Origin of the sequence: Tibeticola sediminis (genome assembly GCF_003843835.1) — a bacterium.
Taxonomy (GTDB): domain Bacteria; phylum Pseudomonadota; class Gammaproteobacteria; order Burkholderiales; family Burkholderiaceae_C; genus Tibeticola; species Tibeticola sediminis.
This window is the reverse complement of sequence record NZ_RKQL01000001.1, coordinates 1,038,219-1,055,579: the sequence shown is the minus strand read 5'-3', so window position 1 is coordinate 1,055,579 and position 17,361 is coordinate 1,038,219. Positions and strand designations below refer to the sequence as shown.

At 67.1% G+C, this 17,361-nt stretch carries 20 protein-coding genes and 4 tRNA genes; 14 read left to right on the top strand and 10 right to left on the bottom strand.

Features of this window, described 5'->3' with window-relative positions; genetic code table 11:
- Nucleotides 1-101 precede the first annotated feature (101 nt).
- From EDC62_RS04905 to EDC62_RS04860, 10 genes are all read right to left on the bottom strand, one after another.
- Nucleotides 102-629 carry a CinA family protein gene (locus EDC62_RS04905; RefSeq protein WP_124221008.1) on the bottom strand — a complete coding sequence of 176 codons (528 nt, stop codon included), beginning with the start codon at nucleotides 627-629 and terminating at the stop codon, nucleotides 102-104.
- 118 nt (nucleotides 630-747) lie between these two features.
- Nucleotides 748-1,359 carry a phosphatidylglycerophosphatase A family protein gene (locus EDC62_RS04900; protein ID WP_124221006.1) on the bottom strand — a complete coding sequence of 204 codons (612 nt, stop codon included), beginning with the start codon at nucleotides 1,357-1,359 and terminating at the stop codon, nucleotides 748-750.
- Nucleotides 1,360-1,401: 42 nt separating this feature from the next.
- Nucleotides 1,402-2,385, bottom strand: a complete 984-nt coding sequence (gene thiL, locus EDC62_RS04895; protein WP_124221167.1) for a thiamine-phosphate kinase — start codon at nucleotides 2,383-2,385, stop codon at nucleotides 1,402-1,404.
- A gap of 5 nt (nucleotides 2,386-2,390) precedes the next feature.
- Nucleotides 2,391-3,224 carry a gamma-glutamyl-gamma-aminobutyrate hydrolase family protein gene (locus EDC62_RS04890; RefSeq protein ID WP_124221004.1) on the bottom strand — a complete coding sequence of 278 codons (834 nt, stop codon included), beginning with the start codon at nucleotides 3,222-3,224 and terminating at the stop codon, nucleotides 2,391-2,393.
- Between the two features lie 84 nt (nucleotides 3,225-3,308).
- Nucleotides 3,309-4,433, bottom strand: a complete 1,125-nt coding sequence (locus EDC62_RS04885) for a YbdK family carboxylate-amine ligase (RefSeq protein ID WP_124221002.1) — start codon at nucleotides 4,431-4,433, stop codon at nucleotides 3,309-3,311.
- On the bottom strand, nucleotides 4,423-5,715 hold the full coding sequence (locus tag EDC62_RS04880) for a cation:proton antiporter domain-containing protein (protein ID WP_124221000.1): 1,293 nt from the start codon (nucleotides 5,713-5,715) through the stop codon (nucleotides 4,423-4,425). Before EDC62_RS04880 ends, EDC62_RS04885 begins: the two co-directional genes overlap by 11 nt.
- On the bottom strand, nucleotides 5,708-6,928 hold the full coding sequence (locus EDC62_RS04875) for a cation:proton antiporter (RefSeq protein ID WP_124220998.1): 1,221 nt from the start codon (nucleotides 6,926-6,928) through the stop codon (nucleotides 5,708-5,710). Before EDC62_RS04875 ends, EDC62_RS04880 begins: the two co-directional genes overlap by 8 nt.
- 39 nt (nucleotides 6,929-6,967) lie before the next feature.
- A complete protein-coding gene (gene apaG, locus EDC62_RS04870; protein ID WP_124220996.1) occupies nucleotides 6,968-7,357 on the bottom strand; it encodes a Co2+/Mg2+ efflux protein ApaG in 390 nt (129 codons plus the stop codon).
- A gap of 97 nt (nucleotides 7,358-7,454) precedes the next feature.
- Entirely contained in the window at nucleotides 7,455-7,886 is a 432-nt protein-coding gene (locus tag EDC62_RS04865) for a DsrE family protein (protein ID WP_124220994.1), read from the bottom strand.
- An 87-nt stretch (nucleotides 7,887-7,973) separates the two neighbouring features.
- Nucleotides 7,974-8,564: a chalcone isomerase family protein gene (locus EDC62_RS04860; protein WP_124220992.1), complete on the bottom strand. Its 591-nt coding sequence runs from the start codon at nucleotides 8,562-8,564 to the stop codon at nucleotides 7,974-7,976.
- Between the two features lie 393 nt (nucleotides 8,565-8,957).
- On the opposite strand from EDC62_RS04860, the gene trpE reads away from it, so the two are divergent.
- The 14 genes from trpE to nusG all read left to right on the top strand — a co-directional run bounded on the left by trpE (nucleotide 8,958) and on the right by nusG (nucleotide 17,327).
- A complete protein-coding gene (gene trpE, locus EDC62_RS04855) occupies nucleotides 8,958-10,457 on the top strand; it encodes an anthranilate synthase component I (RefSeq protein ID WP_124220990.1) in 1,500 nt (499 codons plus the stop codon).
- Nucleotides 10,458-10,462: 5 nt separating this feature from the next.
- Nucleotides 10,463-11,047, top strand: coding sequence for an anthranilate synthase component II (locus tag EDC62_RS04850; protein WP_124220988.1), 585 nt, complete (start codon nucleotides 10,463-10,465; stop codon nucleotides 11,045-11,047).
- A 26-nt stretch (nucleotides 11,048-11,073) separates the two neighbouring features.
- Nucleotides 11,074-11,748: a LysE family translocator gene (locus EDC62_RS04845; protein WP_124220986.1), complete on the top strand. Its 675-nt coding sequence runs from the start codon at nucleotides 11,074-11,076 to the stop codon at nucleotides 11,746-11,748.
- A 22-nt stretch (nucleotides 11,749-11,770) separates the two neighbouring features.
- Nucleotides 11,771-12,808, top strand: coding sequence for an anthranilate phosphoribosyltransferase (trpD, locus tag EDC62_RS04840; protein ID WP_124220984.1), 1,038 nt, complete (start codon nucleotides 11,771-11,773; stop codon nucleotides 12,806-12,808).
- 1 nt (nucleotide 12,809) lies between these two features.
- Nucleotides 12,810-12,971 (top strand): hypothetical protein, encoded by a 162-nt coding sequence (locus tag EDC62_RS12970; RefSeq protein WP_170159010.1) that lies wholly within the window; start codon nucleotides 12,810-12,812, stop codon nucleotides 12,969-12,971.
- Entirely contained in the window at nucleotides 12,968-13,768 is an 801-nt protein-coding gene (gene trpC / locus EDC62_RS04835; protein ID WP_124220982.1) for an indole-3-glycerol phosphate synthase TrpC, read from the top strand. Before EDC62_RS12970 ends, trpC begins: the two co-directional genes overlap by 4 nt.
- Nucleotides 13,765-14,445, top strand: coding sequence for a uracil-DNA glycosylase (locus tag EDC62_RS04830; RefSeq protein WP_124220979.1), 681 nt, complete (start codon nucleotides 13,765-13,767; stop codon nucleotides 14,443-14,445). Before trpC ends, EDC62_RS04830 begins: the two co-directional genes overlap by 4 nt.
- Before the next feature lie 92 nt (nucleotides 14,446-14,537).
- Nucleotides 14,538-14,623 (top strand) — tRNA-Tyr (locus tag EDC62_RS04825).
- Nucleotides 14,624-14,720: 97 nt separating this feature from the next.
- Nucleotides 14,721-14,794 (top strand) — tRNA-Gly (locus EDC62_RS04820).
- Nucleotides 14,795-14,824: 30 nt separating this feature from the next.
- A tRNA-Thr gene (locus tag EDC62_RS04815) sits at nucleotides 14,825-14,899 on the top strand.
- Between the two features lie 68 nt (nucleotides 14,900-14,967).
- Nucleotides 14,968-16,158 carry an elongation factor Tu gene (gene tuf, locus EDC62_RS04810; RefSeq protein ID WP_124219223.1) on the top strand — a complete coding sequence of 397 codons (1,191 nt, stop codon included), beginning with the start codon at nucleotides 14,968-14,970 and terminating at the stop codon, nucleotides 16,156-16,158.
- A 20-nt stretch (nucleotides 16,159-16,178) separates the two neighbouring features.
- Nucleotides 16,179-16,254: transfer RNA gene (locus tag EDC62_RS04805), tRNA-Trp, on the top strand.
- A 102-nt stretch (nucleotides 16,255-16,356) separates the two neighbouring features.
- Nucleotides 16,357-16,743, top strand: coding sequence for a preprotein translocase subunit SecE (gene secE / locus EDC62_RS04800; protein WP_124220977.1), 387 nt, complete (start codon nucleotides 16,357-16,359; stop codon nucleotides 16,741-16,743).
- On the top strand, nucleotides 16,740-17,327 hold the full coding sequence (gene nusG, locus EDC62_RS04795) for a transcription termination/antitermination protein NusG (RefSeq protein WP_245968739.1): 588 nt from the start codon (nucleotides 16,740-16,742) through the stop codon (nucleotides 17,325-17,327). Before secE ends, nusG begins: the two co-directional genes overlap by 4 nt.
- The last annotated feature ends 34 nt before the right edge of the window (nucleotides 17,328-17,361 follow it).

Below are 17,361 nucleotides of genomic sequence, written 5' to 3'. Positions count from 1 at the left end.
GAGGATTTGCAACGCCGCCCCCGCGCCCGAGGGCGACTCGAACGGGTGCGCAGCGCTCACCCAAACGGTGAACGGCCTGCGCACCGAAAATTGCTGAAACATCAATACCTTGCTTTACGCGAGCAGCGGTCAACTGCCGGATTTAGGTTCAACCGGCGCACGATGCCCGCCAGCGCATGCGCCACCGTTTGCGCGCGCACCGCGGCGCGGTCGCCGTCGAAACGGCGGTACTCGGTTTCGGTGTGCAGCCCACCCTCGGGTGTGCGCAGGCTCCAGCCGAACCAAACCGTGCCCACGGGCTTTTCAGGGCTGCCGCCGGTCGGGCCCGCGATGCCGGTGACGGCGACGCTCATCTGGGCATGCGCGTGTCGGAGCGCACCCTCGGCCATCGCGCGCGCCACGGGCTCGCTCACGGCGCCAAAGCGCTCGATCAGCGCGGGGTCCACACCCAGCAGTTCGGCCTTGGCGGCGTTGGAGTAGGTGACGAAGCCGCGCTCGAACCAGGCGCTCGAGCCCGCCAGGTCCGTGCAGGCCGCTGCGATCAGGCCGCCGGTGCAGCTTTCGGCGGTGGCCATCATCCAGCCGAGTTTTTGCAGTTTTTCGGCCAGTTCCCAGCGTATTTCGGTCATTTCATGCTCCTGAAAACAGAGCGACCCCGCTGCCACGCCCGGGGCCCTCAGAGGCTGAGAGGGAATCGGGCGTGTTTTGGGGCGTCAAAGCGGGCATGACCAATTCCCTCTCAGCCTCTCAGGCCAGCCAGGCGCGCCAGGCGGCGATCACCAGCAGCGTGCAGAACGCAGCGACCAGGTCGTCGAACAAAATCCCCCAGCCGCCGCGCCAGCTTCGGCCGTGAAACACCCGGTCGGCCCAGCCCACGGGGCCGCGCTTGATGGCGTCGAACGCGCGAAACAGCGCAAACGCCACCGCCTGCGCGAGCCAACCCGCAGGCAGCAGCAGCCACAGCACCAGCCAGAAAGCGACCACCTCGTCCCAGACGATGGCGCTCGGGTCGTCGGTGCCGAGGTTGCGCGCGGTGACGGTGCAGGCCCACCAGCCCACCAGCAACGCGCCGAGGATGAAAAATCCTTGTTGCGCCGGTGTGAGCCAGGGTGCAAGCGCCGCCCACGCCAGCCAGGCCCAGAGCGTGCCGGCCGTCCCCGGCGCGACCGGTGACAGGCCCGAGCCGAAGCCCAGCGCAATCGCATGCGCCGGATGCGCGAGCATGAAGCGCGCCGTGGCCCGCGGCGGCAGCGGCGGCAGGCTCGAGGCGGGGCATGCTGCCGGGCCGGCTTCCGGCACGGATGCAGACCGGTCGGCGGCGTCGGGGGATGCAGCGGAGGGCGTGGTTTCGATGGGCATGGTTTCATTATCCGCAGCGCTGACCCCGACTTCGGCGGCAACTCAGGCGAAATGGTCGAAGCCGCCGTAGGGGCAGGGGCGGACATGGCCGTCGGCTGCGCGCAGGCGCAGGCCCGGCGCGGCTTCGATCGTGCCGATGCATGTGACCGGCGTGCCGGCCGCCTGGGCGGCGCGCAACACCGCTCCGTGCGCCGCGGCCGGGGCTGTGAACACGAGTTCGTAGTCGTCGCCCCCGGCGAGCACCCACTCCAGACGTTTTTCAGGGGGAATTTCGCCGTATCCCAGCGCCAATTGGTCCGGTTTCGCTAGTAAAGATGTAGCAGTTGCGGCGTCGATACACGCGCCGACGCCGCTTGCGGTGAGGATGTGTCCGAGGTCGCCCGCGAGCCCGTCGCTCACATCGGCGCAGGCGCTGGCGATGCCGCGCAGCGCGAGCCCCAGCGCCACGCGCGGGGTGGGGGTTTCCATGCGTGCGCGCACGCGCTCGAACGCGGCCTGCGGCAGCGAGAGCGTGCCGCGAAACACCTCGAGCGCCAGCCGCGCCTCGCCCGGTGTGCCGCTGACCCACAGCTCGTCGCCCACGCGCGCGCCGCTGCGCCGCAGGGCCTGGCCCGGTGGCACCTCGCCGAAGACGGTGATGCACAGGTTCAGCGGACCGGCGGTGGTGTCGCCGCCCACCAGCGCGCAGCCATGCGCATCGGCCAAAGCGAACAGCCCGCGCGCAAAACCCTCCAGCCAGGCGGCGTCTGGCCGCGGCAGGGCCAGCGCGAGCGTGAAAGCCAGCGGCCGCGCGCCGCAGGCCGCAAGGTCCGAAAGATTCACCGCCAGCGCCTTGTGGCCCAGCCGCTCGGGCGCAACGGTGCTCAGGAAGTGCCGGCCTTCGACCAGCATGTCGCTGGAGACGGCCAGTTGCTGGCCCGCCGTGGGGGCCAGCAGCGCGCAGTCGTCGCCGATGCCCAGGGCCACGCCCGGCGCGGTCTTGCCGCTTCTGTGGAAGAAGCGCTCGATCAGCTCGAACTCACCCAGCTGGCTCATGGCTGCGGCGCCGCCGGGGTGGGGGTGGCGCGCGCACGGCCGCGCAGCCGCCGCGCGCGATGGCGTGCGGCGGCGAGGAAGCTCTGCATCATCGGCCCGCTGTCGAGCAGGCCCAGCGCCTGGTCGCGCTGGGTGAGGTGGAACTCAGGGTGCCACTGCACGCCCAGCCCAAAGCCCGCGCCTTTGAGCCGGATCGCCTCAATCACCCCGTCGTCGGGGCAGACCGCCTCGACGGCGAGCCCCGTGCCCAGCCGGTCCACGCACTGATGGTGGATGCTGGTGACGCGATGCGCTCCCGGGCCATAGATCTCCCGCAGGTCGGACCCGGCGGTAAAGCGCACGGCATGGGTGAGCCGGTCGTAGCGGTTCAAGTCCTGGTGCACCACGGCGCCGGGGCGCTGGGTGGGAATGTCCTGCACCAGGGTGCCGCCCAGGGCCACGTTGAGCAGTTGCGCGCCGCGGCACACGCCCAGCACCGGCTTGCCCGCGGCGATGAAGGCGCGCAGCAGCGCGAGCTCGTAGCGGTCACGCACCGGGTCGTGCGGCCAGGGGCCGGGCAGCGGCTCGGCGCCGTAGGCCTCGGGCGAGATGTCGATGCCGCCTTGCAGCACCAGGCCGTCGAGCAGGTCGACGATGTCTTCCGTGGGCGCGGGAGTCATGGCGAACGGGGCGCGTTCGTCGATGAAGGGCACCATCAGCGCAAGGGCGCGATGCGCCATGATCCAGTGCGCCATAGAGCTCTCGAGGAACTGCAAAGGCTTGAGCGGCAGGCCCAGGCCCGCCGGCGGTTCGTGCAGCAAGCGAGCGGTGATGCCGATGCGCAGGGTCATGGGGCGGTGGCGGGCAGGCGTTCGGGAGGCAATGCTGTGAAGAATGCGGGCGCGGCGGCTTCGTTCATGCAAGCGCACAGGTGCTCAACGCGCGTCGGCACGGAATCGCCGACCGGCCTGGCGCACCACTTCGCCTAGCCACTGCGCGGACTGCTGCTGCTCCCGCAGCCAGCGCGCGTCGTTATGGCCGCGCTCCACGCTCTCGCGCAGCAGCGCCAGGCCGGCCGTGGCGTCGAGCGTCTGCGCATAGGGCGCGAGCCGCTCGAAGCTCTGCAACAGATGCTCGCGCAGCGACAGATGCTCGCCGCTGCCGGGGTCCACGTAGATCGCGTCGAGCCCGAAGCGGCAGGCCTGGAAGCGGTTGTAGGTGTAGACGAGGTAATCGTCCTCATGCGGCTCAAACGGCTCGGCGCGCATGAACCACGCACCCAGGCACTGTACATAGGCGGCCAGCGCTGCCGCGCGCTCGACCGTCAGCGGCGTGTCGAACACGCGGATTTCGATGGTGCCGTACTCCGGCTTGGGGCGGATGTCCCAATAAAAATCCTTCATGCTCTTGACCACGCCGGTGCGCGTCATCTTGTCGAAGTAGGCCTCGAAATCGCTCCAGCGCGTCACAAAGGGCGCGCGCCCCGACAGCGGGAAGGCAAACACCGAGTTGAGCCGCGCCGAGTCGAACGCCGTGTCATGCCCTTGCACATACGGCGAGGAGGCCGACAGCGCAATGAAGTGCGGAATGTAGCGCGACATGCGGTGCAGCGTGCGCAGCGCGGTGTCGGCATCGGGGCAGCCCACATGCACATGCTGGCCGAAGATGGTGAACTGCTTGGACAGATAGCCGTACAGCGCCGAAAGTTCACGAAACCGCGGCTTGTCGTAGATGCGCCGCTCGTGCCAGAGCTGAAACGGATGCGTGCCACCGCCGCATACCGCAATGCCCAGCCGGTCGGCCGCGCGCACCAGCGCATCGCGGATCTGCGCGAGCTGCGACAGCACCTCCGCGCTGCTGTGGCACACGCCGGTGGAGATCTCGATCATCGCCGAGGTCATCTCCGGCACCACGCTGCCCGGCAGTTTCTGCGCGCGCATCAGGCGCAGCATGTCCTCGGCATAGGGCGCGAGGTCGTAGTCGTGGGTGTTGACCAGTTGCAGTTCGAGTTCCACCCCCAGCGACAGCGCGCTCGAGGTGGTGAAGGCTTCAAGCGCCATCGCGGCCTCCCTTCTCGTTGTTCGTCGGCGCGGGCGTGCCGCCGCCCAGGCCCGCGGACGGCGGGCACTCGCCTGCGCGGCGCAGCGCGTGCGCCGCGAGCATCGCGCCGAGGAGCTCCATCACCAGAATTGCCGGCAGCGCCAGCGCGGCGATGTCGGCCGCCTGGGCCGGCCGCGCACTGGCGAATTGCGAGGTCAGCACCAGCGCCACCGCCGACATGGGCGACATCGTCGCCGCCACCCACAGCGCCTGCGAGGGCCGCAAGGCGCCGCCCACGCTGCCCAGCACCAGGCCCAGCGCCTTGGCCAGCAGCCGCGCAGCCAGCACCGCCGCCACCGAGGCCCAGAGCGCGGGGCTCCAGTCGCCCTGCGCGGCCAGCGCCGCCACCAGCACGAACATCAGCAGGACCAAGGGGCTGGCCAGCGTCTGCAGCGTGGCCGGCCAGCGCCAGGGCCGCGGGTCGATCTGCTTGAGCAGCAAGCCGCCCAGCAGGCCGGCCAGCGGCGCCGAGCCGCCGAGGTGCGCGCCCAGAGTGGTGAAGGCCGCCAGCAGCGCCACCAGCACGATGGCGGTGTGCTCGACCGAGCCCGCGGGCAGCATCAGCACCAGCCGCATCGCCAGCGCCATCAGTGCCGCCGCGACGAAGGACAGCCCCAGCACCACCAGCACCGGTTGCAGCGCCGCCAGCCGCAGCGGCGCTGCGGCCGCGTCGCCACCGGCGGACGTCCCCAGCCCCGCGAGCGCGCCGCCAATGGTCAGCACATACAAAGTGTTGAGCGTGGTGAGCGTGCGGGCGCGCTCCGTCACCGGCCCCGAGGCCCGCAGATCCAGCGCCACCCGTGAGAGCACCGCCGGCGAGGCCGCCATGCCGATCAGCGCCAGCGGCAGTGCCACCGCATCTGGCACGGCCAGCCAGGTCAGCAGCGTGCGCACCGCCAGAAAGCTCAGGCCCGCCTCCAGCACGCTTTGCACCAGCACCATCGGGTTGTGGCGGAACCAGCGCAGCGACACCCGCGAGCCCGCCTCGAACAGCACCACCGACAAGCCCAGTTCCAGCAGAAAGCGCCCCAGCCCGGTCAGCGGCCAGGCGCTCGCCGCAAAGCCGCCCAGCCCGGCGAGCGCGCCCACCACCGAGTAGCCCAGAATGGCCGGCACCGCCAGCAGCCGCTGCAGCAACTGGCCGGCCAGGGCGGCTGCGGCCAGCAGCAGCGCCCACTGCACCGCGGGAAAGCCCGCCGAAGGGCGGATCCACTCGCCCCAGAAACTTTGCAGTTCAGCCATGTATCTCCTTGTCGGGTTCATCGGCGGCCAGCCGGTCGCCCGACCAGCGGAAGGCCTGCGCGGCAACCGGCGGCCCGATAGTTTCGAGCACCGCCACCGCCGCCAGCACCACCGCCGAAACGGCCGCGCCCTGCTCGGGGAACAGGTTCAGCGTGGTCGCGGTCAGCCCGATGGCCAGGCCCGCCATGGGCATCAGCAGCAGGCCCGCACTCAGGCCCTGGCGCACCGGCACGCCCGTGAGATAGCCCACGCCGCCCACGGTGATCAGCTTGGCCGCGCCGCGCGCGAGCACGAAGGCGCCGGCCGCCGCCGCGTAATGCCACATCTCGGCCAGGTGCAGATTGGCGCCGGCGTAGACGAAGAGCGCGATGAAGAACAGCTCAAACGCCGCGCCGAACGCCAGGTCCGCGATCAGGCTTTGCTGCTCCAGGCTGCGCACCGTCACCCCGAGCACCAGCGGCGCGAACAGCCCCGACAGGTGCAGCGACTGCGAGCCGCCCAGCGCGAACATCACCGCCCCGATCACCAGCGCCAGGTGGTACTGCGACGCGCGCTTGGTGCGCCGCGCCGCCCAGTGCAGCAGCCAGCCCAGCGCCACACCCAGCGCCGCCGAGCCGAGCAGCCGCCATGCCGGCGCACCCAGCGTCACCGCCCAGCCCGCGTCGTTGTGCTGGTAGAGCACCGGCAGCACCGCCGAGAAGGCGACGAAGGCCATCATGTTGTTGAGCGCCACCAGCGCGCGGGCGCGCTCCGTCACCGGGCCGCTGGCGCCGAGCTCGTGGCCGACGTGGATCAGCACCGCCGGCGAGGACGAAATGCCGATGGTGGCAATCACCGCCGCCACCACGCCGCTCACGCCCACCAGCGCCAGCGCCGCGTAGATGAGGACAAACGTGGCCACCCCTTCGGCCAGCGACACCAGCAGCAGCCGCCGGTCCGCCAGCAAGGCCTTGAGATCGAGCGAGAGGCCGAGCCGGTAGAGGATCAGCGCCAGCGCCACGTCGACGATGACCTTCGCCTGGGCCATGCCCTCGGGGCCGATCAGCCCCAGCCCCTGCGGCCCCACCGCCAGGCCCACGGCCATGAAGCCGGTGATGCTGGGCAGCCAGCGCAGCCGGTGCGCGAAATACCCGCCCAGCGCCCCGCCGAACAGCAGCAGGCCGAACAGCAGCAAGGTGTTGATCTCGGGCGGCCAGCTGGGCAGGAAATTCATGGGCGGCGGGTGCGGTTGATTCGGTTCGGCCAGGAAAGCTCAGTGCAGCGTGCGGGGCCCGAGGTGGCCGGTGGCGTCGAGCGTGAACGGGGCGATCGGCACGTCGAAGGGCTCGCCCTCGTCGGTGACGAAGCGGTAGCGGCCGCGCATGGTGCCCGTGGGCGTGTGCAGGCGGCAGCCGCTGGTGTATTCGAACGATTCGCCGGGCTGCAGCAGCGGCTGGTGTCCGACGACGCCGAGGCCACGCACCTCTTCGAGATGGCCGTCGCTGTCCTCGATCACCCAATGGCGCGAAATGAGCTGGGCCGCCGCGTCGCCCAGATTCGTGATCGTGATGGTGTAGGCAAAGCCATACACCTCGTCGATCGGCTCCGAGGCTTCGGGCACGTAGCGGGTTTGGACGCGGATGTCGATCTCGGGTGGGTGCATGGGCTTGATGATAAGCGTCCCCGTCTTTGCCCATGGCCGAAAAGGGCAACGGCGCCCGAAGGCGCCGTTGCGAGGGACGGGTTCAGCGTGTCCCGAGTCAGGGCTTGAGGTAGACGTAGCCTTCGCGGGCCTGCAGCTTGGCGACTTCGGCCACGCCCGAGGGCACGATCTTGGCTTCCATCACGAGCCGCTTGGGGTCGATCTTGCGCGCGACCAGCGTGTTGTTGCACACGCGGAACTCCACGCCCTTGTTGGCCAGGTCGCTGATGGAGCCGGCAAACGGCTGGTCTTGCTGGTTGGTCGCACCGTCGAGCAGAAAGTCGATGCCCAGGCCGTGCGTGACGACGACGATCTGGACCGTCGGGTCGGCCGCCAGGTGATTGCGGATGTTGCCGATGGCGCGCGACGCCTGCGGAATGCCTTCGCTCAGGTGGTAGACCACCTTGATCGGCGCATCCGCAGCCTGCGCGCCCTGCGCGATGAGGGCGGCGCCAAAAAGCGCCAGAAAGAAACGGAACAGACGGTTCATGGAAGGCTCCTATGGGGCAAAACTCGTTCTTTCAGCATAGACCAAATCATGCCCGCAGCCATCCGGGCAAACCATCACCCGTGCCGTTCACGCGGGTTTGCCGAGCAGGGCGTCTTTCAGCCGCCAGTCGGCCGGGTTGGGGCCGAGCCAGATGCGCATCATGGCGTTGAAGAATTCCGGTTCCTTGAACGGTTCGCCCTGCGGCTGGCCTTTGACGGTGATGATGGTTCCTTTCCCCGGAATCCAGTCGATGCTGAAGGTTTCACCGGGCGAGAGCTTCTTCTGCTCGGCAAAGATCTGGCCCATCCGGATCAGGCCCGGAATCAGTTTGGACATTTCGCTTTTGGGCGTGTTGTCCTCGACGCCGCGCGTGAACAACTTGCCGAGTTCATTGGTGTCGATTTCACGCACCATGGTGATGTGCATGCGCTTTGGGCCTTGCAGGGCCAAGACCGCTTCGGGTGTGTTGGCCTTTTGCGGCAGGTAGAGGGCTGCGACATAGACCTTGAAGATCGCCTTGGTGCGCACCCCCGCGCCGTTGAGCACCAGCGTCTTGCCCGCCAATTCCACGCTGTCGTCGACTTTCACGCCCGCGACCTCCAAGGGCGCAGCCGCGGCCCAACCCGAGGCCAGCAGCAACAGGCACGACATCAGAAAGCGTTTGCGGGAAAAGTTCATCTCGAGGCTCCTCAGCAATATGAACGGTCGTTCGATGGCGCTTGATTGTCCGACCGATCGGGCCGTCGTGCATCAGGGTTTGTTCGAGGGATGGCGCGCGCCCTGGGCGGCTGGGTATGCGGTTTGGACGAGACGTTTGCTAAACTGGCTGCATCATGAACGTCGCTTCGCTACGCACTGAGCTGCTGGATGCTCCGGGGCAGAGCCGGCCCCGGGGGGCTTGGCCCTGGCGGCGCTCGCCTGTGCTGCCGCTTTGAGCCTGCGCGTTTTCGCGCGCTCGGCACCGGTTCGGTTTCCCGCCCGCAGCGGGCACGGTGCCCTCACCCCCTTCCCGTATGACCCCTGCCGACGTGGCCTGTGTGCTGCGTCTGGCCACCCGAAGAGATGCGCTTCATGATGACCGAGCTCGAATTCAAAAGCCTCGCCGGCCAAGGCTTTAACCGCATCCCGCTGATGATCGAGGCCTTTGCCGACCTCGAAACCCCGCTGTCGCTTTACCTCAAGCTTGCGCACGGGAAGGACGGCGGGCGCTACAGCTTTTTGCTCGAATCCGTCGTGGGCGGCGAGCGTTTCGGCCGCTACAGCTTCATTGGCCTGCCCGCGCGCACGCTGCTGCGCGCCAGCGGCTTTGGCGATGCGGCCCGAACCGAAGTGGTGCGCGATGGCGTCGTGATCGAAACCGCGCAGGGCAATCCGCTCGATTTCATTGCGGCCTACCAGCAGCGTTTCAAAGTGGCGCTGCGCCCGGGGCTGCCGCGTTTTTGTGGCGGCCTGGCCGGCTACTTCGGCTACGACACGGTGCGGCACATCGAGAAAAAACTCGTGCATTCGTGCCCGCCGGACACTCTGGGCTGCCCCGACATCCTGCTGCTGCAGTGCGAGGAACTGGCCGTCATCGACAACCTCTCGGGCAAGCTCTACCTCATCGTCTATGCCGACCCGGCCCAGCCCGAGGCCTACTTGACGGCGAAGAAGCGGCTGCGCGAGCTCAAGGAGCAGCTTCAATACTCGGTCAGCGCGCCGGTGGTCAAGCCCACGCAGAGCTACCCGGTCGAGCGGGAATTCGCCAAGGCGGACTATCTCGCGGCGGTTGAGCGCGCCAAGCGGCTCATCGAGGCGGGCGACTTCATGCAGGTGCAGGTCGGGCAGCGGCTCAAGAAGCGTTACACCGAGTCGCCGCTGTCGCTCTACCGCGCGCTGCGCTCGCTCAACCCGAGCCCGTACATGTACTACTACCACTTCGGCGACTTCCATGTCGTCGGCGCCTCGCCCGAGATTTTGGTGCGGCAGGAGCACACGGCGGCGGGCGACAAGGTCACGATCCGTCCGCTCGCGGGCACACGGCCGCGCGGCGCCACGCCCGAGGCCGACCAAGCGATCGAGCAGGAGCTGCTGGCCGACCCGAAGGAGCGCGCCGAGCATGTGATGCTCATCGATCTTGCCCGCAACGACATCGGCCGCATCGCCAAAATCGGCTCGGTCAAGGTCACCGAGGCCTTCGTCGTCGAACGCTACAGCCATGTCATGCACATCGTGAGCAACGTCGAGGGCCTGTTGCAAGACGGCATGAGCAGCATGGACGTGCTCAAAGCCACCTTTCCCGCAGGCACGCTCACCGGCGCGCCCAAGGTCCACGCGATGGAACTGATCGACCAGCTCGAGCCCAGCAAGCGCGGCCTCTACGGTGGCGCTTGCGGCTATCTCAGTTACGCCGGTGACATGGATCTGGCCATCGCCATCCGCACCGGCATCGTCAAGGACGGGCAGCTCTATGTGCAGGCCGCCGCGGGCGTGGTGGCCGACTCGGTGCCCGAAATGGAATGGCGCGAAACCGAACACAAGGCGCGTGCGCTGCTGCGTGCGGCCGAACGGGTCGAGGAAGGTCTGGAGTGAACGCCATGACGAACCGCATCAAGCTCCTGATGGTGGACAACTACGATTCGTTCACCTACAACCTCGTGCAGTATTTCGGCGAACTCGGCGCCGAGGTCGAAGTGTTTCGCAACGACGAGATCACGCTCGAGGGCATCGCCGCGCGCGCGCCGGATCGGCTGGTCATCTCGCCGGGGCCGTGTTCGCCGGCCGAGGCGGGCATTTCGGTCGCCGCCATCGAGCATTTCGCCGGCAAGCTGCCCATACTCGGCGTGTGCCTCGGGCACCAGAGCATCGGGGCGGCCTTCGGCGGACGCATCGTGCGGGCGAAGCAGCTCATGCACGGCAAGACCAGCGTCATCACCACCACGCAAGAGGGCGTGTTCGCCGGGCTGCCCGAGCGCTACACCGTCAACCGCTACCACTCGCTGGCCATCGAGCGCGAGACTCTGCCCTCGTGCTTGAAGATCACGGCCTGGACGGACGACGGCGAGATCATGGGCGTGCGTCACACCGAGCTCGACGTGCAAGGCGTGCAATTCCACCCCGAGTCCATCCTGACCGAGCATGGGCACGCGCTGCTGAAGAACTTCCTCGACGGCGCGCTCTGACCGTCCCGGACATTGAAGAAGCCGCCATGCCAGACGCCCACCATCTCCTGCTGTTCGTCGCTGCGGGCCTGCTGCTCAACCTCACGCCGGGCCCGGATGTGCTGTGCGTGACCACGCAGGGCTTGCGCGCGGGTTTCCGCGCCGGGGTGGCCGCAGCACTCGGCGTGGCAGCGGGCTGCTTCGTGCACATCGTGGCGGCGGCGGCCGGCGTGGGTGCGCTGCTGGCCGCTTCGGGTCAGGCCTTCCTCGTGCTCAAGCTCGTGGGCGCCGCTTACCTGCTCTGGGTCGGCCTGCGGCTGCTGCGCCATCCCGGCGAGGTTGATATCAAATCAATAGCAATAACCGACCGAATCACGCCGGCTTTCGGGGTAAAAAGCTTTAAAGATGCCTTTTTGAACGGCTTTTGGACCAACGCGCTCAATCCGAAGGTCGCCTTGTTCTTCCTGGCCTTCGTGCCGCAGTTCATCGCGCCCGACGCGGCCGACAAGACACGCGCGTTCATCGCGCTGGGCCTCGTGTTCAACGCCAACGGTTTGCTCGTCAACCTGGGCTGGGCGGCCATGGCGGCGTGGATGCGCCATGGGCTGGGCCGCGCTGGCCACCGGCTCGAGCGCGTGACCCGTGCGCTCGACCGTGCCGCAGGCGTGCTGTTCGTGGCCTTCGGTATCAAATTGGCTGCTGCCGCCGGCCCGGCGAGCTGATGTTTTTCGAGGAGACCCTTTCATGCCCATCACGCCCCAGGAAGCGCTGCAGCGCGTCATCGAACACCGGGAAATCTTTCACGACGAGATGCTTCATCTCATGCGCCTCATCATGCGCGGCGAGCTCTCGCCGGTCATGACGGCTGCCCTCATCACGGCCCTGCGCGTGAAGAAAGAGACCATCGGCGAAATCACCGCGGCGGCACAGGTCATGCGGGAGTTTTCCACCAAAGTGCCGGTGGCCGACACCACGCACCTCGTCGACATCGTCGGCACCGGCGGGGACGGCGCGCAGACCTTCAATATTTCGACCTGCGCGATGTTCGTCGCCGCCGCCGCGGGGGCTCGGGTCAGCAAGCACGGCGGGCGCAGCGTCTCGAGCAAAAGCGGCAGCGCCGATGTGCTCGAGAGCCTTGGCGCCGACATCAACCTCAGTCCCGAAGCCATCGCCCGCTGTATCGCCGAGGTCGGCATCGGCTTCATGTTCGCGCCCAACCACCATCCGGCCATGAAGAACGTGGCGCCGGTGCGGCGCGAACTCGGCGTGCGTACGATCTTCAACATCCTCGGCCCCCTGACCAACCCCGCGGGCGCGCCCAACATCCTCATGGGCGTGTTCCACCCCGATCTCGTCGGCATCCAGGTGCGCGCGCTGCAGCGGCTCGGTGCCGAGCACGCGCTCGTCGTCTACGGCCGCGACGGCATGGACGAAATCAGTCTCGGCGCGGCCACCCTCGTCGGCGAGCTCAAGGGCGGCGAGATCAGCGAATACGAAATCCATCCCGAAGACTTCGGCCTGCCGATGGCGAGCAACCGCGCGCTGCGCGTCGAGACGCCCGAGGCCTCGCGCAGCTTGTTGACCGAGGTGCTCGACGATGTGCCCGGCCCGGCGCGCGACATCGTCATCCTCAACGCCGGCGCGGCGCTGTATGCAGCCAATGTCTGCGCCGACATTGGAGAGGGCATCGCCCGTGCGCGCGCAGCCATCGCTTCGGGCGCGGCGCGGGAGCGCTTGCACCGCTTCGTCGCGCTCACCCGCGAACTGGCCGGAGCGCGCTGAGATGGCCAGCCTCTGGCGTGACCCGGGCGCCTGGATCGCCATCGGCATCTCGGTGCTGTTTTTGCTCGTCGCCTGGGTCATGCACCGGGTGATCGTCAAAGTGCTCAAGGCGCCGCCCCCAACCCAAGAAGCCGCGGCTCGCAAGCCGCCCGACACCCCATGAACGACATCTTGCAACGCATCGTGGCCGTCAAGCGCGAAGAAGTCGCCGCCGGCCAGAAGAAGAAACCGCTCGCCGCCATGCGCGCCGACGCCGAAAGCCGCGTGCTCACCCGCGATTTCCTCGGCGCCATGCGCCGCAAGCTCGAGGCGGGGCAGGCCGCGGTGATCGCCGAAGTCAAAAAAGCCAGCCCTTCGCGCGGCGTGCTGCGCGAGGACTTCTACGCCGCCGATATTGCCCAAAGCTATGCCGAGGGCGACGGGCACGTCCAGGCGGCCTGCCTCTCGGTGCTCACCGACACCTCGTTTTTCCAGGGTTCGGCGGACTACCTCAAGCAAGCGCGGGCCTCCTGTCCTTTACCCGTGCTGCGCAAAGACTTTCTCATCGACCCCTGGCAGGTCTTTGAATCGCGCGCCATGGGTGCAGATGCGATCTTGCTCATCGCCGCCTGCCTCGACGACGCACAGATGGCCGACTTCGAGGCCATCGCGCGTCACCTCGACATGGCCGTGCTGGTCGAAGTCCACGATGCGGCCGAGCTCGAACGCGCCCTGCGTCTCCAGACCCCCCTGATCGGCATCAACAACCGCAACCTACGGACCTTCGAGGTCACGCTCGACACCACGCTCGCCTTGCGCCCGCGCGTGCCAGCCGATCGCATCGTCGTCGCCGAAAGCGGCATCCTCATGCGCAGCGACGTGCAACGCCTGCGCGACGCCGACGTACACGCATTCCTCGTAGGCGAAGCCTTCATGCGCGCGCGGGACCCTGGCCTCGCGCTGGCCGAACTGTTTGCATGAGGCCCGACGAGCTGCCCCGGGCGTTTGCGCACGCGCCGGACGCGTGGCGCGCCGTTCTGCCCGAGTGGGATGCGGCACTCGAGCAGCGCATCTCGGACGCGGTGCGGCGGGTGTCCGGGTCGGCGCCGATGGCCCCGAAAGATCCTTTTCGCGCTTTGCGGCTCGTCTCGCCCGAGCAGGTCCGAGTCGTCATCTTCGGGCAGGATCCCTATCCGGGCGCCGGCCATGCCGATGGCCTCGCTTTCTCCGCGCCCACGAGCAGCCGGCCCTCCCTGCGCCGGATCTTCGACATCCTCGAAGCCGACCGACCCGGCTGGCGCCGGCCGCGCAGCGGGCGCCTCGACGCCTGGGCGACCCAGGGCGCGTTGCTGCTCAATCCGACCTTGACTGTCGAGGTCGGGAAAATCAACAGCCACGGCCGCGTCGGCTGGCAGCTGCTGACGGGCGCGATCGTGCGCTGGCTGGCGCAGCGACCTCAAGCCCCGGCGTTTCTGTTGTGGGGAAGCCACGCGCAGCGGTTTTTCGACGCAAGCCTCGCGGGCGCACCGCCCGTCGCGGCACCGGTACTCACGACCCGTCACCCTTCGAACGACTTTCATCGTCGCTTCATGGCTGAAGGCAGCCACTTTCAAGCCACCGCCGACCGGATCGATTGGTGGGTGCTCACCGATGCGTGAAGACGACCCACTCGAACGCCACGCAGCGCCGTCGCCTTCAAAAAATTCGAGCCGTGGCGGCCGAAACGTGGCATAATTGATGGCTGCGCTGCGGAGGGGTGCCCGAGTGGCTAAAGGGGGCAGACTGTAAATCTGTTGGCTTACGCCTACGCTGGTTCGAATCCAGCCCCCTCCACCAAGCTGTTGGCCGGCTTGGCAAGCAGACGAGCGACGAGCGATTGGAACAGGTTTTTCCACGCATGGACTCACCGCGGGCGTGCTGCCGCGTGAACGATGCGGGAGTAGTTCAATGGTAGAACCTTAGCCTTCCAAGCTAATGACGCGGGTTCGATTCCCGTCTCCCGCTCCAGCTTGGTTGTTTGTCGGTGGCAGAGATTTCGCCCTTGTGGCTCAGTGGTAGAGCACTCCCTTGGTAAGGGAGAGGTCGCGGGTCCGATTCCCGCCAAGGGCACCAGATTCGGGTGGGTGGCGTCGTCACCCACCCGGTTTCCGTTGGGTTCAATTTTTTTCGGAGTCGAAAAAATGGCAAAAGAGAAATTCGAGCGGACCAAGCCGCACGTGAACGTGGGCACGATTGGTCACGTCGACCACGGCAAGACCACGCTGACGGCGGCGATCACCACCGTGCTGGCGAGCAAGTTCGGTGGGGCGGCCAAGAAGTACGACGAGATCGACGCGGCTCCCGAAGAAAAGGCCCGCGGCATCACCATCAACACCGCGCACGTCGAGTACGAGACTGCCAACCGCCACTACGCCCACGTCGACTGCCCTGGCCACGCCGACTACGTCAAGAACATGATCACGGGCGCGGCCCAAATGGACGGTGCCATCCTCGTGGTGTCGGCTGCCGACGGCCCCATGCCCCAGACCCGCGAGCACATCCTGCTGGCCCGTCAGGTCGGCGTGCCCTACATCATCGTCTTCCTCAACAAGTGCGACATGGTCGACGACGAGGAACTCCTCGAACTCGTCGAAATGGAAGTGCGCGAACTGCTCAGCAAGTACGACTTCCCCGGTGACGACACCCCCATCATCCGTGGCTCGGCCAAACTCGCCCTCGAAGGCGACAAGGGCCCGCTCGGCGAGCAGGCGATCATGAAGCTCGCCGAAGCGCTCGACACCTACATCCCCGAGCCCAAGCGCGCCATCGACGGCCCCTTCCTCATGCCCGTCGAAGACGTCTTCTCGATCTCTGGCCGCGGCACCGTCGTCACCGGCCGTATCGAGCGCGGCATCATCAAAGTCGGTGACGAAATCGAAATCGTCGGCATCAAGCCCACGCTCAAGACCACCTGCACCGGCGTCGAAATGTTCCGTAAGCTCCTCGACCAGGGCCAAGCGGGCGACAACGTCGGCATCCTGCTGCGCGGCACCAAGCGCGAAGAAGTCGAGCGCGGCCAAGTGCTGTGCAAGCCCGGCTCCATCAAGCCGCACACCCACTTCGTCGGCGAGGTCTACGTCCTCTCCAAGGAAGAAGGTGGCCGTCACACGCCGTTCTTCAACAACTACCGTCCGCAGTTCTACTTCCGCACCACCGACGTGACCGGCTCGATCGAGCTGCCCGAGGGCAAGGAAATGGTGATGCCCGGTGACAACGTCGCCATCACCGTCAAGCTCATCGCTCCGATCGCCATGGAAGAAGGCCTGCGCTTCGCCATCCGCGAAGGCGGCCGCACCGTCGGCGCCGGGGTCGTGTCGAAGATCATCGAGTAAAGCGATCGGAGCGTTCGTATAGGGGTATAGCTCAATTGGCAGAGCGTCGGTCTCCAAAACCGAAGGTTGTAGGTTCGATTCCTACTGCCCCTGCCACCTGAATGTGGCTCCGCGATGGCCCGCCAGATGTCTGGCGGGCTTCTATGTCTGAAGCGACACATTCTTCGAACCGGAGGCGCACTCGAGGCGCCGGTATCTATGGCATCTGTTCACGACGTTGAAACCGTCCACTCCGGCGCTGAGCGGGTTCGCCTCGCGGCTGCGGGTGTCTTGGCCTTGGCCGGTTTCGTCGCCTTCTTCCTTCTGTCTAAACAGGGGGGGCTCGTTCAGTGGGCGGCCCTGCTGGTGGGTTTTGCGGCCGCGGTGGGCGTGTTTCTGACGACCGAGCCGGGTCGCCGCCTCATCGCCTTTGGTCGCGAATCCTGGCGTGAGGTTCAAAAGGTCGTCTGGCCCTCACGGAAAGAGTCGCTGCAGGTGACGGGCTATGTTTTTGCGTTTGTCGTCGTCATGGCGCTGTTTCTCTGGTTGACCGACAAGACCTTGGAATGGCTGCTCTACGACTTGATTCTGGGATGGAGAAAATGACTGCCGACGCACCCTCGTCCGAGATTACGGCCGGCGCCGCGCCCGCGCGCCCCGACATGCGTTGGTATGTCGTGCATGCCTACTCCGGCATGGAAAAGGCCGTGGAGCGCAACCTTCGGGAGCGTATCCAGCGCGCCGGCATGGAAGACAAATTCGGGCGCATCCTGGTTCCGACCGAAGAGGTGGTCGAGGTCAAGGAAGGCCGTAAGCGCACCACCGAGCGCAAATTCTTCCCCGGCTATGTCCTCGTCGAGATGGTGATGGACGACGACACCTGGCACCTCGTGAAAAACACGAACAAGGTCACGGGTTTCGTGGGCGGCGCCAAAAACCGTCCCGCACCGATTTCCGAAGCCGAGGTGCAGAAAATCGTCAGCCAGATGCAGGAAGGCACTGAGAAGCCGCGCCACAAAGTCGAGTTCGAGGTTGGCGAGTACGTGCGCATCAAGGAAGGCCCGTTTGCCGACTTCAACGGCACGGTCGAAGACGTGAATTACGAAAAGAGCAAGCTTCACGTCTCGGTCACCATCTTTGGCCGCGCGACGCCGGTGGAGCTCGATTTCGGCCAGGTCGAAAAAGCCTGATTTTGGGGTCTGCGTGCTTGCCGGCTCGGCGCGC

Coding starts and splice junctions, on each gene's coding strand:
- trpC (WP_124220982.1), top strand. CDS start 12,968: ATGAACGACATCTTGCAACGCATCGTGGCCGTCAAGCGCGAAGAAGTC.
- EDC62_RS04860 (WP_124220992.1), bottom strand. CDS start 8,564: ATGAACTTTTCCCGCAAACGCTTTCTGATGTCGTGCCTGTTGCTGCTG.
- EDC62_RS04830 (WP_124220979.1), top strand. CDS start 13,765: ATGAGGCCCGACGAGCTGCCCCGGGCGTTTGCGCACGCGCCGGACGCG.
- EDC62_RS04890 (WP_124221004.1), bottom strand. CDS start 3,224: ATGACCCTGCGCATCGGCATCACCGCTCGCTTGCTGCACGAACCGCCG.
- EDC62_RS04905 (WP_124221008.1), bottom strand. CDS start 629: ATGACCGAAATACGCTGGGAACTGGCCGAAAAACTGCAAAAACTCGGC.
- tuf (WP_124219223.1), top strand. CDS start 14,968: ATGGCAAAAGAGAAATTCGAGCGGACCAAGCCGCACGTGAACGTGGGC.
- EDC62_RS04880 (WP_124221000.1), bottom strand. CDS start 5,715: ATGGCTGAACTGCAAAGTTTCTGGGGCGAGTGGATCCGCCCTTCGGCG.
- EDC62_RS04850 (WP_124220988.1), top strand. CDS start 10,463: ATGACGAACCGCATCAAGCTCCTGATGGTGGACAACTACGATTCGTTC.
- trpE (WP_124220990.1), top strand. CDS start 8,958: ATGATGACCGAGCTCGAATTCAAAAGCCTCGCCGGCCAAGGCTTTAAC.
- EDC62_RS04875 (WP_124220998.1), bottom strand. CDS start 6,928: ATGAATTTCCTGCCCAGCTGGCCGCCCGAGATCAACACCTTGCTGCTG.
- trpD (WP_124220984.1), top strand. CDS start 11,771: ATGCCCATCACGCCCCAGGAAGCGCTGCAGCGCGTCATCGAACACCGG.
- apaG (WP_124220996.1), bottom strand. CDS start 7,357: ATGCACCCACCCGAGATCGACATCCGCGTCCAAACCCGCTACGTGCCC.
- EDC62_RS12970 (WP_170159010.1), top strand. CDS start 12,810: ATGGCCAGCCTCTGGCGTGACCCGGGCGCCTGGATCGCCATCGGCATC.
- EDC62_RS04900 (WP_124221006.1), bottom strand. CDS start 1,359: ATGCCCATCGAAACCACGCCCTCCGCTGCATCCCCCGACGCCGCCGAC.
- EDC62_RS04865 (WP_124220994.1), bottom strand. CDS start 7,886: ATGAACCGTCTGTTCCGTTTCTTTCTGGCGCTTTTTGGCGCCGCCCTC.
- secE (WP_124220977.1), top strand. CDS start 16,357: ATGGCATCTGTTCACGACGTTGAAACCGTCCACTCCGGCGCTGAGCGG.
- EDC62_RS04885 (WP_124221002.1), bottom strand. CDS start 4,433: ATGGCGCTTGAAGCCTTCACCACCTCGAGCGCGCTGTCGCTGGGGGTG.
- EDC62_RS04845 (WP_124220986.1), top strand. CDS start 11,074: ATGCCAGACGCCCACCATCTCCTGCTGTTCGTCGCTGCGGGCCTGCTG.
- nusG (WP_245968739.1), top strand. CDS start 16,740: ATGACTGCCGACGCACCCTCGTCCGAGATTACGGCCGGCGCCGCGCCC.